Here is a 15073-nt window from a genome sequence, read left to right as displayed (position 1 = left end):
TACGGCGGACGAAATTACAGGACCTTGCATTTTAACAAGTATTGCAAGCGTTGCTTGTATTATTCTGATCTGGCAGTCCGTCCTAATAAATCTCGCCAACTCTGGGGTGAGACTAGCCTGTACTTCTGGTGCTTTTGTGCGTTCTGAGTTTGACACCGAATCCTCCATGTCTTGGTGTGGTAACCGCATGGTGGTCCGACCGGGCCGGGGCGGCAATGCCCCGGCCTGCAAGGTCGGTATGTAATGTCTGATTTCATGCCTCACGCCCGCTTTGCTGCGCCGGGTGCGCGAACGGTCTCCCCAGTCCGTCGCGCACCCTCTGGCGTGTCGTGTGCGTCCTCCCTCTCTGCAAGTCTCTCCGTCACCAACATTGTGGAGACTGACAGAGAGGACACCCAAGATGTTGGGTATTTCACCCACGCGCGCGGGTATTTCACCCAAGGCCAGCATGCAGGCGCGCCCCATGTCCGGTAGCACCCTGTCCGAACAGTTCCAGACCGCGGTCTGTGCCGAAGTCGAAAGCCGCCGTGCCCATGGGCTCAAGGCGGCCTTCGCACAGGTGGCGCGGCTGTTCGGCCTGACCGAACGCCGCGTGCGTGCCTGCTGGCACCACGAAATCCGCCGCGTCTCGGCCGATGAATGGGAACTGGTGCGTGCCCGCCACCGCCAGCTGCTCCAGCAGCGCCACGACCAGCTGGCGCATGAAATGGAACTGATCATGGCGGCGATTCAGGATGATGGAGGCGTACCATGATCCGCCTGTGGGTTGCCGTGATCCGGTTCGGTGCTGCCTGTTATGAATGGATCGTGGTGGTGGTGCAGGGCGGCCGCATCCGGCTGCATGTGCTGCGCATCAAGGTCATGCAGCACCGGATCGAGGCAACCAACCGCCGCGTCCGCCGCATCATGGCCCGGCAGCAGCGCCGCAAGGCCACCATACAGCAGTGGATCGACCGGCTGTGAACGCCGGCCCCACCCTGCCCGATGCGCGTGAGGTCTCGCGCATGCTGGCGCACAACATGCACGCCCTTGCGCAAACGCTGCTGCCCGGCGGCACGCGGCAGGGTGCGGAATGGGTATGTGGCTCGGTCGCCGGTGAGGCCGGTCGGTCCATGGCCGTGCACCTGCATGGCGACAAGGCAGGCAAATGGGCCGATTTCTCGACTGGCGAGACCGGCGACGCGCTGGACCTGGTCGCCGCCGTCATGACGGCAGGCGACCTGAAAGAGGCATACCGCTGGGCCGTCAATCACCTTGGCCTGCGCGACATGGGCCGCGTGGAAGAACACCGGCGGCAGATCGCGCAAAAGGCCGATGCCACGCCAGATGAAACGGCAGAAAAGCGCCAGAAGCGTGCCCGCGCCATGTGGCTTGGTGCGCGGCATGACGTGATCGGCACGCCGGTCGATCTGTATCTGGCCGGGCGTGGCATCCAGCTGGCCAGCCTTGCATCCGTGCCGCGCGCCCTGCGCTTTTCGCCGGAACATTACTGTCATGAGGTGCGTGGTCCGCTGCCCGCCATGCTGGCGGCCATAACCGATGGCACCGGCGCGCATATCGCCACGCACCAGACATGGCTGGCGCAGGATGACGGTGGCGTGTGGCGCAAGGCGCGGCTCAATGCCAGCAAGAAGATCATGGGCGCGTTCCTGGGCGGATCGATCCGCCTCCAGCGCGGCGCCTCTGGCAAGTCACTCAAGGATTCACCGGCAGGCGAGACGGTCGCAATCGGGGAAGGCATCGAGACATGCCTGTCCGTCGCCCTCGCCTGCCCGGAGATGCGTGTGCTGGCAGCCGCCAGCCTCGGAAACATGGCCAGCGTGCAGCTGCCGGAGCAGATCCGCAGCGTGATCCTGCTGGCTGATAACGACACAAATCCCCAGGCGCAGCGTGGCCTGCGCCGGGCAATCGATTTCCATCTGGCAGCGGGGCGTGAGGTTCGCGTCGCCCGCTCGCCAAAAGGCAAGGATTTTAACGATGCCATCACCTGACTCCTTGCATGATGTCCGCGCCGCCGTTCTCTCGGCCGACCGGCAGTTTCAGGTCATTGACGGCGGAAAGCGTGGCGGTGGACCGCCCGAAGGCGATACCGATCCCGGTCATTGCCCCGTCACACCCATCGGCCATCTCGATGGCACCTATTACCTGCTCGACAGCGTGGGCCAGCTCCGTAGCCTGTCCGCGCGCCAGATCGGCAACCGGCACGACCTGGTCGGGCTGTTCGGCGGCCATGATGACTGGCTACGGGCCGAGTTCCCCAAGAAAGCCCAGTGCAAGATCAAGGATACCAACGGACAGGACACGACCGAGGAACGGATTGTCGATTTCCGCATCAATTCCGTTGCGGCATTCCTGCAGGCCGGCTGCACGGCTGCCGGCCTGTTTGGCGATCATATCCTCATCCGCCGTCCCGGCATCTGGGCCGAGCGCGATGGCATGCCGGTGGTGCATTGTGGCGATCAGGTGCTGATCGGTGACCGGCTGGAACCCGCTGGCACGCGCACCGGCAACCAGATCTGGGCGGCAGCGCCACCAGCTTCACGCCCGGCGCAGCCCTGCGGCCCGGATATCGGGCGTACGCTCCAGCATCAGCTGCAGGAACTGTGGAACTACCGCTGTGCCGGTGGCGCCATCATGGCCATGGGGCTGCTGGGCTGTGCCTATTATGGTGCGGCAATCCCGTGGCGTCCTGCCGGATTCCTGATCGGTGGCGCAGGTTCGGGCAAGTCCTCGCTGCTGACCGTGCTGCGCGGCGCCAGCCCCATGAACTTCTACACGAACGACACGTCAAAGGCCGGCCTGGAGCAGTCGCTCGATGGCCGCGCCATGCCCAGCTTCATTGACGAGGCATCCGACCGTGAAGACCAGCGCGGCGCCCGCGCCCTGCTCGATCTCGTGCTCTCGGCATCGGGTGGCGAAGGAACGCGCGGCAGCCGTGGCGGCGTGGATGGCAAGGCCCGCAAGATCGAGGTTGCCGGCAGCATCATCATGGCCTCCATCTCGCCACCGGACATGAAGGCGCAGCACCTTGGCCGCTTCACCATCATTGACCTGGTGCGGCCTGATGAAGGGGCAGACTACAGTACCGAGCACAAAGAACTTGCCCAGTGGGCGCAGAAGCACGGCGCAGCACTCTGGGGCCGCGCGCTGGCTGGCTGGACACGCTACCGCGACAGTCTCGCCATCTACCGTCGCGCGCTTGCGGCCATCGGCTGTGCCCCGCGTGAGATGGATCAGCTGGGCGCGCTGCTGGCGGGCTGGTTCATCCTGACATCGGACGGCCTGCCGAACGAAAAGCAGGCAGCCGGCGGCGTGGAAGCCGTGCGCGACTTCATCCGCGACCGCGAGGACGTGGTGGCACAGGATGCACCCATGCAGATGGTCAGCCACCTGCTGTCCACCACCGTCCAGCTGCAACGCTCCACCGAACGCAAAAGCATCGGTGAACTGATCGAGCGCGTGCTGACACGCAAGCTGGCGGTCGAGGCGGATGGCCCCGATTTCTCGCGCGGCGTGGCTGGCGAGGTGCTGGCGCAGCACGGCATCCGTGTCATCCGCGCCGATGAGCCGAAAGACAAGCGCGGACGTGACGCACCGCGTCTGGCACTGGGCAACGGCATCTGGTTCGCGCCCAACAATTCCATGCTCAAGGATCTGTTCAACGGCACGCCGTTCGAGGGCAATCGCTGGGTTTACGAGGTCATGAGGCTGGAAAGCGCCAGGCGCAACGCCAAAGCCATGCGTGTCGGCCAGACACCACCGGCAAAATGCATCTGGGTATCAGCAGAAGAGCTTGGCTTTGAGGGAGAAGATGATAATGATGACTGACAACGCGCGCCCATTACTGGTTCACGTAACCAGTCGTAACCGGCATGTAACCGGAAAATGTAGCAATAACAGCGTTGTAACCATGTAACCGCTGTAACCGCGTTTTTCCTTTGTAAAGGCGCATGGGAAGCATTGCGCCTGTTTGCACTCAAAATATCGGTTACATAGGTTACTAAGTTACATATCCTTATAATATACTGATATATAAGGATTTATGCTGTAACCGCGCTTGTAACCTCCATGTAACCGGCAGTTTGCCGTCACAATGTCGAGGCCAGCATGTCCCCAGTCACCACATTCCGCCCGCATGCTCACCTGCAGGCATCGCGTGAGAGCCAGCGTGGCTCCGCGTCCGCCCGTGGCTATGGCCGCCGCTGGCAGCGTGCGCGCCGCCAGTTCCTTCTGGAGCACCCCGTCTGCCAGTGCGGTGATCCCGAATGCCAGCGCCCCGCGACCGAGGTCGATCACATCCAGCCCCATCGCGGCGATTACGACCTGTTCTGGGATGAAGCCAACTGGCAGGCCCTGACCAAGGAATGTCATTCCCGCAAGACGCGCCGTGAAGGCGGCAGGACTTACTGATGCGCACGGCCGCACACATCATGCCCCAGCGTGGCCCGCTGGCGTTCTGGCGGCGTCCCTGCGGCGTGCGGCTGTTCCGCCACTGGGGCGACTGCTCGCGCATCGCTGCTGCCTGCAACGTCACGCCGCAGGCTGTCAGCCAGTGGAAGCGCGTGCCCACCCATCATGTCGAGACCGTCTCCCGCCTGCTCGGCATCACGCCTGACCGTCTCCGTCCCGATCTTGCACAGAGGAAGCTCATGACCACCAGCAGCATGGACCCACGCGACGCAGCAACCGCCCAGGCGCAGCGCGACGAACGTCTGGACCAGCTGACAGCCGAACTGGACGCAGCCCGTCTGGTCGCACAGCAGGCAAACGTCCGCACCCAGTCCGCGCTGACCCGGCTGGAGGAAGCGCGCCTGACATACGAACAGGCGCGCAGCGAATACCGTGCCAAGCGCGCCGCCATCACCCGCCTGCACCGCCAGCTGCGCGACGCCGGCCTGCCCATCCCTGACTTCGATGCCGATCCCGTCCAGCCAGAACCATCCCGCTCCCTGCCTGGATCACCCGCAGGGATAGGGGGGGTCAAAACCACAGACCAAAAAAGCGTGGACCGCACCCCCTCAAAACTCTCACCGCCGCGAAATTCCTGAACTTTTTTTTGGAGACAGACATGATCCGGGGACGCAAACCCACACCGGACGCGATCAATGAAGCGCGGGGAAATCCCGGCAAACGCGCCCGAAAAACTATCAATCTCGATGCCCTTCCTGTTGCCGGCATCGACGCGCCCAAACACATGCGCGCAAAAGGTCGCAAGTATTGGGTTGAGGTCGCAGGATGGCTGTCAGACAGCCGGATCGTGCGCACGTCCGATCGCAACGCATTGGCGCGGTATTGCGAAACACTGGCCGATTACGTGAAGGTCACGGCAGCGCTGGACAAGCAGGGGCATGTGTATGTCACTGAAAGCAACCACGGCACCATGCAGCGGATCTCGCCATACTTCATGGTGCAGGAACGCCTGACCAAGCGGCTGCAGGATCTGGAGGACCGCTTCGGTCTGACGCCAGCATCACGACAGCAGATCCTTGCCCGCATGGCTGCCGGCACACAGTCCTCCTTGCCGCTGGCAGGGGCGCAAAACAATGCGGACCAGTCAACGGGCACGGGGATGCCCGATGCGCCTGCGGTTCCATCTGATCCGCTCGACTTCTTCAATCAGCCGGCCACACGGCACTGATGGACCAGCAGCTCCCCATTCCGCCCATGCCACGGGGTGCCGAGAAGTTCGGCGCCTGGTGGGATGAGGCTGCAGCCCAGCGCGCCTGTGCGTTCTTCCCCGCCATGCTGCGCCACACGGAAGGGGAATGGGCAGGCAAGCCATTTCATCTGCGGGACTGGCAGCGTGACCGGATCGTGCGTCCCCTGTTCGGCTGGAAGCGCGAGGATGGAACGCGCCTGTACCGCTCCGGCTGGATCGAGGTTCCACGCAAGAACGGCAAGACGGAACTGGCCGCCGGCCTCGCACTGCTCCTGATGTTCGTCGATCAGGAGTTCGGTGGCCAGGGCTATTCCATGGCCGTGGATGAAGACCAGGCCAAGATCGTGTTCAACAAGGCCACCGTCATGGTGTCCATGAATGAAGCCCTGTCGAACCGCCTAGAGCTCCTGAAAAAATCCATCTTCTGTCCGGCCCTGCAATCGTCGTTCAAACCACTATCATCCGGCCCGCGCGGCAAGCACGGTTTCTCCCCCACCTTTGCCATTGGCGATGAAGTCCATGAATGGCGTGATGGCGAGCTGGCCGATGTCGTGCACAAAGGGACTGCAGCCCGTCGCCAGCCGCTGGAAATCTACATCACCACGGCTGGCATCAATGGCGTGGGCTACGCCTGGGAACAGCACGAACTGGCCATGGAGCTGCTGGCGGGCGATGTGGTGGACCCCACCATTCTGCCGGTCATCTTCGCCGCGGGCGAGAACGACGACTGGACCAAGGAAGAGACCTGGCGCAAGGCCAACCCGAATTACGGCATCTCGGTCAAACCCGATTACATGCGCGAGGAAGCCGCCAAGGCCGCCCGCTCCCCACGCGCCGAAAACGACTTCCGCCGCTTCCACCTCAACCAGTGGACCGAACAGGTCACCCGCTGGCTGCCGGTCATTGAATGGAAGGCCTGCGCCGGTCCCATCGGGTGGCAGGATCTTCCGGCCCATGTGCGCGGCCGCCGCTGTTTCGGCGGCATCGATCTGTCCCAGGCGCGCGACTGGAGCGCCCTATGCTGGTGCTTCCCGCCCTTCGATGACAATCCTGATGGCGATTACATCTTCATCTGGCGCTTCTGGCTGCCAAAGCAGTCCCTGCTCGATCAGCCTGCCGGCCGTCGCGCCCGCTTCCAGTCTTTTGCCGATAGCGGCGCCCTGACCCTGCTCCCCGGCGCCGTGGTCGATAACGCCTTCATCCGCCACCAGGTCAATGAAGATGCCAAGATGTTCCAGCCGGAATGGATCGGCATCGATCCCTTCAACACTGGCGACATGCCCAACCGCCTCAAGGATACCGACGGCCTGCCCATTGAATACTTCCGGCAGGGTTTTCTCTCCATGTCACCAGCCTGCAAGGGCTTCGAGCGCCTGGTCATCGGCCACAAGATGCAGCACGGCGGCAACCCCGTCGCATCATGGATGGCCCGCAACATCTCCGTCACATCCGACCCCGCCGGGAACATAAAGCCTGACAAATCGGCCGAGACAGGCGCATCGGGCAAGATCGATGGCATCGTCGCCGCGATCATGGCCTACGGTGGCGCCACCCTCAAACCTCCTGAAAAGCCGGTCGGTGTCCAGAACATCAACGGCATCCTCGTCATAGGGTGACTGCACATGCCTCCTGCTATCCGCCGTGAACCGAAACTGTCCTTCCCCGAACGCAAGCCCGCGCCGGTGAACAAGGATGTCGGCACCACAACCATCCCCAGCCTGGGCATGTTCGCGGCATTTGGCGGCTACCCCGCCAGCACCGGCACGCCTGTTACCCCGTTTACCGCGTTGCAGGCCTCGGCCGTTTACGGCTGCGTCAACTGCATCAGCCAAGACATCGGCAAGCTGTCGCTCACCATGCGCCGCAAGCTGCCGGGCAATCGTGGCTACACAGCCGTCACCGACCACCCGTTGCTCACGGTCCTGCGTAAACCCAACCCATGGCAGACCCGCAGCCAGTTCTGGCGCTATCTGTCCACCTCACTCAAGCTGCGCGGCAACGCCTACGCCGCCATCCTGCGCAACTATGGTGGCGAGCCCACATCCCTGATCCCGCTCTCGCCCGATGTCACCACGCCCGTCATCTCCGATACGGGCCGCGTCTTCTACCGCTTCTCCCATCCCATGATCGGACAGGGACAGCTGTGGTATCAGGAAAACATCCTCCACTTCCGCGACATGATGGTGGATGGCGGATATGTCGGCCTGTCCCCCATCGCCTATGCGCAGGATGTCATGGGCGTTGCCATCGCCGCCCAGCGCCATGCCGCCATCCTGTTCCGCCAGGGCAACCAGACCGGCGGCGTGCTCTCCACGGACAAACCCCTCTCACCCGAAGGCGCGGTCCAGATCGCCAATGAAGTCGCCAACCATTACCAGGGCGTGGAAAACTCCAGCAAGCCAATGGTGCTGGGCTCCGGCATGACATACGAGCGCATGACCCTGACCAATGAGGAAGCCCAGTTCCTGGAGTCCCGCCGGTTCTCGGTCGAGGAAATCTGCCGCATCTTCCGCGTGCCACCCCACAAGGTGCAGCATCTGGTCGGCGGCACGTTCTCCGACATCGAGAACGAAGAACAGGCCTATATCAATGATACGCTCCAGCCGGTAGCGACCGAGATCGAACAGATGGGCAGCGAACGCCTTCTGTTCGAGGATGACATCGCCGCCGGCATCGAACTGTATTTCGATTTCGACAGCCTGCTGCGCGGCAACCAGAAAGCCCGGTATGAAGCCTACAGCATCGGCACCCAGACCGGCATCCTGTCGGTCAATGAAGCCCGCGCCCGCGAAGGCCTGCCCCCGATTGATGGCGGCGACATCCACCGTTTCCCGCTCAATACCGGCGACATCAAGCCGCCCTCCCCGCCACCGACCGGCGCACCGGGCGACACCGCCCCCGAAGTCACACCCCAGACAGCCCCCGCACCAGAGGACAACTGACCATGCGTACCGTCTCCCCCGCCCGTTTCGCCAAGATGGCATGGGAATGCCGCGAGCGCGGCGGCACGTCCCGCCTGCCCGACCTGCGCGTCGTGCGCTCCTTCATCACGAAGCTGGATGTGGCGGAAGATGCCGATACCACCCGCCAGCTGCGCTACACCATCACTACCGATGCCGTGGACCGCATGCAGGATGTCATCTCCGCCGATGGCTGGGATCTGAAATCCTACCTGCAGAACCCCGTCGTGCTGTGGGGCCACGACCATGACCTGGTCATCGGCAAGGCAATCGATATCTCCCGCGCCGGTAACGGCCTGGACGCCACCGTGCAGTTCCAGCCCAGTGACATGCCCATTGTCGGTCCCTGGGCCGATTATGCCTTCCGCTCCGGCGTGACCGGCTTCATCCGCGCCACCAGTGTCGGCTTCCGCCCTCTGGAATGGGATTTCACGGAAGACGAGGAACGTGACGGCGACAGCTGGTTCCCCGGCATCGATTTCAAACGGCAGGAACTGACCGAGTTCTCCGTGGTCAGCGTGCCGGCCAACCCCGAAGCCCTGCTCGCGCCCACTGCCACCGCGCCGGATGCCGGGGGGAAAAGCCTTGAAAATCCCGGAACACAGCCAGTCCCGACCAGTATCGCCGTAGCGCATGCGCACCTGCGTGCTACGCGGGCAAGACGGTTCGCGCTCCCGGCCTGATCTTCCCTACGGGTGCGGGCGCGCCCTCAAGAGGACGGAACATGCCCGCACCAATCAATCTCGAATCCCTCAAGGAACTCCGCCGCCAGCGCAAGAAGGCGGCGGATGATTACCGCAATACCGTAGCACGGCTGGAAGAACGCGCCATCGCCCGCGTCAAGGCTGCCGAGGATGGCAGCCCGGTCGATCCCGAAACCGCCCAGACCGAAGACAAGGCCGATAACGACGCCATCACCGCGCTTGAGCGCACCATTGCGGGTCTCGACACCCGTATCGGCCGCGTGGAGGAAGTCCTCAACCTCGACGCCCAGGCGGCAACTGATCCCGAAAACCCGGACCTGCAGCAGGAGGCCGGCATGTCTGGCGGCGTTACCCGCACCATCATCGGCGTGCCCTTCAAGCAGAAACTGGCAGCCGGCGGCCAGTTCATCCACTACATGCTGACCGTTGGCCATGCCAAGAAATACGGTTTCCAGAGCGCGCTCAAATACGCCAAGGAAGGCCTTGGCAACACCGATGTCGAGCGTGCCCTCGCTGCCGGTGGCCAGACCACCGGCGGCGCGCTCGTGCCCCAGCAGTTCGTGGCCGACCTGATCGAGCTGCTCCGTGCCGCCACCGTCGTGCGCCGCGCCGGCGCCCGCACCATCGACATGGCAACCGGTAACCTGACCATGCCCCGCCTGGCCGGCGGCGCCACGTCCGGCTACCAGGACGAACTGGATGACATCGGCATCAGCCAGGAAACCTTCGACGACCTGCAGTTCAATGCCAAGAAACTGACCACCATGGTCCCGGTATCGAACGATCTTATCCGCCGTGCAGCCATGTCGGTGGACCAGATCGTCCGCGATGACCTGATTGCATCGGCCTCGCGCCGCGAGGATCTGGCATTCCTTCTGGGTGCCGGCACGCTGAAAGACCCGATCGGCATCCTGAACATGGGCGGTTCCGTTATCGCGGGCGGTGCGGCAACCCTGACCGGCGCGATCAATACGCTCCAGGCATGTGAACTGACTCTGAAAAACGGCAACAGCCGCATGATCACGCCCGTGTGGATTTTCCACCCGGCGGTGGAAGCCTTCCTCAAGGGCCTGACGAACGAAGTCGGCGGCTACTTCTTCCGTGATGAAATGAACACGGGGAAGCTGTCCGGCTACGATTATTACACCACCACCCAGCTGCCCACGAACCTGCAGGCCGATGGCAAGGGCTCCTATATCTTCTTTGTCGATATGGCGGACATCCTGATCGGTGATGCCTACACTGCCGATATCGAGGTTTCGTATGAAGGTGCCTATGCCGGCACCGATGGCGTGATGGTTTCCGCCTTCCAGCGTGACCAGACCATCTTCCGCATCATCCGCGAACACGACATCCAGACCCGCCATCTCCAGTCCATCGCCGTGGCGGACGTGGATGCGTGGATACCCGGTGGCTGGACCGGCATGTCTGCTGGCGCGCCCTACACCACCCAGGCGCTCAACACATCCGGCTCGGCCGCACAGAGCGCCAACCCGACCAGTGGTACGACCACGTCGGGCAGCAGCAACTCGGGCACGACCGGCACAACGGGCAGCTGACGCTGCCCATCCCTTTCCATTCCTGACAGGAACACCCGATCATGAATTTCCGTCGCGCGACAACCATCGCCCAGCAGGAAGATACACCCCGCGTTCCCGTGCGCCTGACCCGCTGGTGGCGTGGTTATCAAAAGGGGCAGGTCGCCTGCTTCAAGGAAAGCACCGTGGACGAACTCAGGCGCAAGGGCTGGGCCATCCCTTACAAGCCCACAAAGGAAGAAAAGGAAGACGACGAACGTCGCCTGCAGATCCAGCTCGATGGCATCAGGCAGGAGCGGCGCCTGCGCGATTTCGTCATGCAGGGGCTCGCTGAACCCACCAGCCCCAAGCGCGCCCGCGCCTGATGCCCACCACGCTTGTCCTGCGGGTCAAGACGCCACCGCAACGCAAGGCCATTTCCCTTGGCTTTGCGAAGCGGCACCTGCGTATCGACCACGATGATGATGACGACCTGCTGCGCACCTACATCCGTGCCGCAACGTCATGGGTGGAAAAGTTCACCGGCCGCGCCCTCATCACCACAGAATACACCATGGCCATCGGTGACCAGCCCATCGCCAACGCATGGCCCATGACACCGTCTCCCCTGCTGGTCCTGCCGCTGGCCTATTCATGGCCACCCATGCACCCACGGCCGTACCGCCTGCTGCGCGCCCCGTTCCAGACTTTTGGCGGCATTCAGGTCATCGACCCGGAAGGCGCGACCGAAACTCTCTCCCCCACCGACTACTGGCTCGATGTCGCGTCCGAGCCAGCCCGGTTTTCCATGACCGGATCGTTCGGCCTGCTACGCGGCCGTCACCTGCTGGTCACTTTCACCGCAGGCTATGGCGACACCCACAAACAGATCCCCGCTGACATCAGGCTCGCGATCGCCATGCTCACCGCCTACATCTATGAAAACCGGGGCGACATGACCATGGAGGCCATGCCCGACTGGGCCGAGGCCATGCTCTTCAACTACCGCCTGGTCTGGTTCGGTGCCTGAAGACGAACGCATCCGCGTGGGCCGCCTGCGCTGGCCGGTCCTGATCGCGCGCCGCAACCAGATGCCCGACCAGACCGGAACGGGCATCGTCACGTCGTTCGATGGCATGGCAAAGGTCCGGGCCGATGTGCAGGCAGTCGGCGCCATGACCTACTGGGGCACCATGCAGACCGACAGCCCCGCCGTCACCCATCGCATCTTCATGCGCTGGACGGATGCCATCCCCAACACCCACGCCATTTTCCGCACCACACGCCGCAATGACGGCTCGCTGCGGTGGGAACAGTTCCGCGTGCGCCGCTGGAAGGAACTCGGTGGCCGCAAGCGGTTCGTGTGCATCGAATGCGAGCTGGAACAGCAGGGAACGGACAACCAGATCGATGCCACAGAATAGCAACATTCAGATCGAGATATCCGCCTACGCCCCCGAGTTCTCAAAGAAGAACCTGCGCAAGAACCTCCAGATAGCAGGCCGTGAAGTCGCCACCGCAGCCCGCAGGCTCATCCGCTCATCTGTCGGTGGTGGCCGTCTGTATTACGGCGGCGGCGGCAGTATCAAATACCGCGGTGGTACCAGTCCCGGCAAACACCGCGCATCAGCACCCGGGCAGGCGCCGGTCAATGTCACCGGCACACTCGCCCGTTCGATCCGCGCCCGGCTGCTCAAGGGCAAGACCCGCGATGTCGAGTCCATCCGTGACGCTGCCTTCTACGCCAAGTTTCTGGAAGCCGGCGCCAGGGGCGGCAAGGCGGGCAGCCGGAACAAGCGCAGCCGCAGCCAGCTCTACGTCTCCAGTGGTCGCGTTCTGGCACCCCGCCAGTTCCTTTCCACCGCGCTGGCCCAGCGCGCGCCCTCCATCCAGCGCCGCCTGGCCGATGCCGCCGTAAGGGACATTGTGATGGAGCGCGTAAAGACATGAATATCGATGCGGTCATCATGCAGATCCGCGCCTGTTCGACGTTCCTGTCGCTCGATGCCAATGGCGAACGCTGTGCGGCCGGTGCAGCCGAACTGGCCCAGGTGGTGGACAAGGCATGGCTCAAACGCCCCGCCGCCTATGTCATTTCGCTCGATGATGCAGCGGGGGACAACCTCTCCAGCAACGGCCTGGACCAGGACGTGACCGAAACCATCGGCATCGTGGTGGACCTGCCCAACCGTGCCGACCAGCGCGGCCAGTTCGCCTCCTCCCTGCTTGATCTCGCCCGGGCCGACCTGTTCCGCTGCATCCTCAACTGGCGACCGGACTGGGCCAATTCATCGCAGGGTTTCAACTATGCCGGCGGCCATCTCGTGCACATGGATCGGGAGCGGTTGCACTGGCAGTTCGATTTCTCCTTGAAAATCCTGATTACCGATCAGGACGGCTGGCAGCCCCCGGCCGATCCCATCATAGGGATAGAGGCAACATTGACTGATCCCGAGAACGGCAAGGAAACGCCGTTCGGCTTCACGCTCGGTTCGCCTGGAGGCACATAATGAAAATCTACCCGGTCGAGGGGCGGACGGTAAAAGACCCCCGCACCCGCGCGCCAGTTCCCGAAAAGGGCCTGACCGTCTCGGATTACGATCCGTTCTGGGCACGCCGCCTGCGCGATGGCGATGTCACGAAAACACCACCCGCAGTGGATGCGCCCGCACCCGTCGCACAGGCCACCGCCAAGCAGGATGAGGCGGCAGCCCCGGCTGCTGCCAAGGCACAGGCCCCCGCGCAGGAGGATAAGTCGTGAGCGAATCAATCACCTTCCCCAACTATCCCACCACGAACCGCGTCCCGGGCGTGTTTGCGGATATCGACCCCAGCCAGGCCAATACTGCAACGGTGGCGCTGCGCGCGCTCATCATCGCCCAGCGCCTGAAATCCGGCACGGCACCTGCCGGCACGCCGGTCATCATCCCCAGCCCGGCCGCCGCCGTCACCATGTTCGGCGCCGGATCGCAGGCCGCCATTGCGGTATCGCACTATCGCAACATCGACACCTTCGGTGAGCTGTGGGTGCTTCCGCTCGATGATGATGCGGCAGCGCAGGCTGCCGCTGGCGCCATCGCCATATCCGGCACGCCAACCGGCTCGGGCACCATCGTGTTCCTCATCGACGGCGCACTGGTCCCGGTCGCCTATGCCGTGGGCGATGCCGCAGCCGATATCCTTGCCCGCATCCCCACCGCCATGGCGCAGGTCGCCAACATCCCCGTATCGGCCGGCACCATCACCGATGCCTCCCTGCCACTGACCGCGCTCAATGCTGGCGCGTGCGGCAATGACATCCTGCTCGGCACGTCCGATACGTCCTCGGATTACACGTCCGACGGCCTGACCATCACTTTCACCCAGTTCACGGGTGGCAGTGAAAACCCGTCCGCCGCCATCACGCCCGCACTCGCCAACCTCGGCAACCGGACGTTCGATTTCGTGTGCTGTCCCTACACGGACGCCACAAGCCTTGCCGCCATCAAGGAATTCTGGAACGACCAGACCGGCCGATGGTCGTGGCTGCAGATGCTGTTCGGGCATGTCTTCTCCGCCGTGCGTGGCACGCTGGGGGAAGTGACCACCTTCGGTGGCACGGTCAATGACCAGCACCTGACCGTCATGCCCATTGCAGACAGCCCGCATTCGCCCCTGCGCTGGGCGGCAGAAATCACGGCAGGCGTGGCAGTCAAGGTGCGCGCCGATCCGGGCATCCCCATCACCCAGGTAGCGCTGACGGTTCTGCCGCCGTCCCAGCCCAACCAGTGGACGTTCTCCGAACAGAACAGCCTCCTGTATGAAGGCCTGTCCGTGTTCTCGGTCGGTGATGACAGCACCGTCTACATCCTGCGCCTGATCACCACGTATCAGGAAAATGCCGCCGGCATGCCCGATGATTCCTATCTCGATTGCGAGACGATGAATCAGCTGGCCTACGTCATCCGTGACCTGCGCGAGTTCCAGACGCCCTACCTGACCAAGAAGCTGGTGTCCGACACAACCCGCATCGCGGCCGGGTCCAATGCCATCAATGCTCCCGTGGTCAAGCAGGCGCTGATCAGCCGCTACGCAGCGCTGGAAGATGCAGGTTACGTGCAGAACAGTGCCAATTTTGCAGCCGCCATCATCGTGCAGAACGCTGGCGGCGGCCAGCTGCGCGAGCTGCTGCCGATCGATGTCGTCAACCAGGTGCGCGACATCCCCATGCTCATCCAGTTCCGCAAGAGTTAA

At 63.4% G+C, this 15073-nt stretch carries 18 protein-coding genes; all 18 read left to right on the top strand.

Annotated features, from left to right (window positions below; translation table 11 throughout):
- Nucleotides 1-400 precede the first annotated feature (400 nt).
- Entirely contained in the window at nucleotides 401-754 is a 354-nt protein-coding gene (locus tag GLX_RS11190) for a hypothetical protein (RefSeq protein ID WP_014106062.1), read from the top strand.
- Nucleotides 751-963, top strand: coding sequence for a hypothetical protein (locus GLX_RS11185; RefSeq protein WP_014105492.1), 213 nt, complete (start codon nucleotides 751-753; stop codon nucleotides 961-963). The genes GLX_RS11190 and GLX_RS11185 overlap by 4 nt, the downstream gene beginning before the upstream one ends.
- Nucleotides 960-1991 carry a DUF7146 domain-containing protein gene (locus tag GLX_RS11180; protein WP_014105493.1) on the top strand — a complete coding sequence of 344 codons (1032 nt, stop codon included), beginning with the start codon at nucleotides 960-962 and terminating at the stop codon, nucleotides 1989-1991. Before GLX_RS11185 ends, GLX_RS11180 begins: the two co-directional genes overlap by 4 nt.
- Nucleotides 1978-3828 (top strand): hypothetical protein, encoded by a 1851-nt coding sequence (locus GLX_RS11175; RefSeq protein ID WP_014106061.1) that lies wholly within the window; start codon nucleotides 1978-1980, stop codon nucleotides 3826-3828. The genes GLX_RS11180 and GLX_RS11175 overlap by 14 nt, the downstream gene beginning before the upstream one ends.
- A 279-nt stretch (nucleotides 3829-4107) precedes the next feature.
- Nucleotides 4108-4410 carry an HNH endonuclease gene (locus tag GLX_RS11170; protein WP_014106060.1) on the top strand — a complete coding sequence of 101 codons (303 nt, stop codon included), beginning with the start codon at nucleotides 4108-4110 and terminating at the stop codon, nucleotides 4408-4410.
- A complete protein-coding gene (locus GLX_RS11165) occupies nucleotides 4410-5048 on the top strand; it encodes a helix-turn-helix domain-containing protein (RefSeq protein ID WP_014106059.1) in 639 nt (212 codons plus the stop codon). The genes GLX_RS11170 and GLX_RS11165 overlap by 1 nt, the downstream gene beginning before the upstream one ends.
- A 20-nt stretch (nucleotides 5049-5068) precedes the next feature.
- Complete coding sequence (locus tag GLX_RS11160) at nucleotides 5069-5638, top strand: phage terminase small subunit P27 family (RefSeq protein WP_014106058.1); 570 nt, start codon at nucleotides 5069-5071, stop codon at nucleotides 5636-5638.
- Nucleotides 5638-7275, top strand: coding sequence for a terminase large subunit (locus GLX_RS11155; RefSeq protein WP_014106057.1), 1638 nt, complete (start codon nucleotides 5638-5640; stop codon nucleotides 7273-7275). Before GLX_RS11160 ends, GLX_RS11155 begins: the two co-directional genes overlap by 1 nt.
- Before the next feature lie 6 nt (nucleotides 7276-7281).
- On the top strand, nucleotides 7282-8601 hold the full coding sequence (locus tag GLX_RS11150; protein ID WP_014106056.1) for a phage portal protein: 1320 nt from the start codon (nucleotides 7282-7284) through the stop codon (nucleotides 8599-8601).
- 2 nt (nucleotides 8602-8603) lie between these two features.
- Nucleotides 8604-9302, top strand: coding sequence for an HK97 family phage prohead protease (locus GLX_RS11145; protein ID WP_014106055.1), 699 nt, complete (start codon nucleotides 8604-8606; stop codon nucleotides 9300-9302).
- Nucleotides 9303-9343: 41 nt separating this feature from the next.
- Nucleotides 9344-10882 (top strand): phage major capsid protein, encoded by a 1539-nt coding sequence (locus tag GLX_RS16620; RefSeq protein ID WP_014106054.1) that lies wholly within the window; start codon nucleotides 9344-9346, stop codon nucleotides 10880-10882.
- Nucleotides 10883-10923: 41 nt separating this feature from the next.
- A complete protein-coding gene (locus GLX_RS11135) occupies nucleotides 10924-11226 on the top strand; it encodes a hypothetical protein (protein WP_014106053.1) in 303 nt (100 codons plus the stop codon).
- Nucleotides 11226-11870: a head-tail connector protein gene (locus GLX_RS16615; RefSeq protein WP_014105503.1), complete on the top strand. Its 645-nt coding sequence runs from the start codon at nucleotides 11226-11228 to the stop codon at nucleotides 11868-11870. The genes GLX_RS11135 and GLX_RS16615 overlap by 1 nt, the downstream gene beginning before the upstream one ends.
- Entirely contained in the window at nucleotides 11863-12264 is a 402-nt protein-coding gene (locus GLX_RS11125) for a phage head completion protein (protein WP_014105504.1), read from the top strand. The genes GLX_RS16615 and GLX_RS11125 overlap by 8 nt, the downstream gene beginning before the upstream one ends.
- Nucleotides 12251-12790 carry a hypothetical protein gene (locus GLX_RS11120; protein WP_014105505.1) on the top strand — a complete coding sequence of 180 codons (540 nt, stop codon included), beginning with the start codon at nucleotides 12251-12253 and terminating at the stop codon, nucleotides 12788-12790. Before GLX_RS11125 ends, GLX_RS11120 begins: the two co-directional genes overlap by 14 nt.
- A complete protein-coding gene (locus GLX_RS11115; RefSeq protein WP_014105506.1) occupies nucleotides 12787-13350 on the top strand; it encodes a phage tail terminator protein in 564 nt (187 codons plus the stop codon). The genes GLX_RS11120 and GLX_RS11115 overlap by 4 nt, the downstream gene beginning before the upstream one ends.
- Nucleotides 13350-13601: a DUF2635 domain-containing protein gene (locus GLX_RS11110; protein ID WP_014105507.1), complete on the top strand. Its 252-nt coding sequence runs from the start codon at nucleotides 13350-13352 to the stop codon at nucleotides 13599-13601. Before GLX_RS11115 ends, GLX_RS11110 begins: the two co-directional genes overlap by 1 nt.
- Nucleotides 13598-15073, top strand: a complete 1476-nt coding sequence (locus GLX_RS11105; protein WP_014105508.1) for a phage tail sheath subtilisin-like domain-containing protein — start codon at nucleotides 13598-13600, stop codon at nucleotides 15071-15073. Before GLX_RS11110 ends, GLX_RS11105 begins: the two co-directional genes overlap by 4 nt.

The sequence above is a fragment of the Komagataeibacter medellinensis NBRC 3288 genome (genome assembly GCF_000182745.2).
Classification (GTDB): Bacteria; Pseudomonadota; Alphaproteobacteria; order Acetobacterales; family Acetobacteraceae; genus Komagataeibacter; species Komagataeibacter medellinensis.
This window is presented reverse-complemented; position numbering and strand designations above follow the sequence as displayed.

What these genes read in the sequence shown, in the direction of transcription:
- GLX_RS11190 (WP_014106062.1), top strand. Translation starts at nt 401, where the DNA reads ATGTTGGGTATTTCACCCACGCGCGCGGGTATTTCACCCAAGGCCAGC.
- GLX_RS11185 (WP_014105492.1), top strand. Translation starts at nt 751, where the DNA reads ATGATCCGCCTGTGGGTTGCCGTGATCCGGTTCGGTGCTGCCTGTTAT.
- GLX_RS11175 (WP_014106061.1), top strand. Translation starts at nt 1,978, where the DNA reads ATGCCATCACCTGACTCCTTGCATGATGTCCGCGCCGCCGTTCTCTCG.
- GLX_RS11170 (WP_014106060.1), top strand. Translation starts at nt 4,108, where the DNA reads ATGTCCCCAGTCACCACATTCCGCCCGCATGCTCACCTGCAGGCATCG.
- GLX_RS11165 (WP_014106059.1), top strand. Translation starts at nt 4,410, where the DNA reads ATGCGCACGGCCGCACACATCATGCCCCAGCGTGGCCCGCTGGCGTTC.
- GLX_RS11160 (WP_014106058.1), top strand. Translation starts at nt 5,069, where the DNA reads ATGATCCGGGGACGCAAACCCACACCGGACGCGATCAATGAAGCGCGG.
- GLX_RS11155 (WP_014106057.1), top strand. Translation starts at nt 5,638, where the DNA reads ATGGACCAGCAGCTCCCCATTCCGCCCATGCCACGGGGTGCCGAGAAG.
- GLX_RS11150 (WP_014106056.1), top strand. Translation starts at nt 7,282, where the DNA reads ATGCCTCCTGCTATCCGCCGTGAACCGAAACTGTCCTTCCCCGAACGC.
- GLX_RS11145 (WP_014106055.1), top strand. Translation starts at nt 8,604, where the DNA reads ATGCGTACCGTCTCCCCCGCCCGTTTCGCCAAGATGGCATGGGAATGC.
- GLX_RS16620 (WP_014106054.1), top strand. Translation starts at nt 9,344, where the DNA reads ATGCCCGCACCAATCAATCTCGAATCCCTCAAGGAACTCCGCCGCCAG.
- GLX_RS11135 (WP_014106053.1), top strand. Translation starts at nt 10,924, where the DNA reads ATGAATTTCCGTCGCGCGACAACCATCGCCCAGCAGGAAGATACACCC.
- GLX_RS16615 (WP_014105503.1), top strand. Translation starts at nt 11,226, where the DNA reads ATGCCCACCACGCTTGTCCTGCGGGTCAAGACGCCACCGCAACGCAAG.
- GLX_RS11120 (WP_014105505.1), top strand. Translation starts at nt 12,251, where the DNA reads ATGCCACAGAATAGCAACATTCAGATCGAGATATCCGCCTACGCCCCC.
- GLX_RS11115 (WP_014105506.1), top strand. Translation starts at nt 12,787, where the DNA reads ATGAATATCGATGCGGTCATCATGCAGATCCGCGCCTGTTCGACGTTC.
- GLX_RS11110 (WP_014105507.1), top strand. Translation starts at nt 13,350, where the DNA reads ATGAAAATCTACCCGGTCGAGGGGCGGACGGTAAAAGACCCCCGCACC.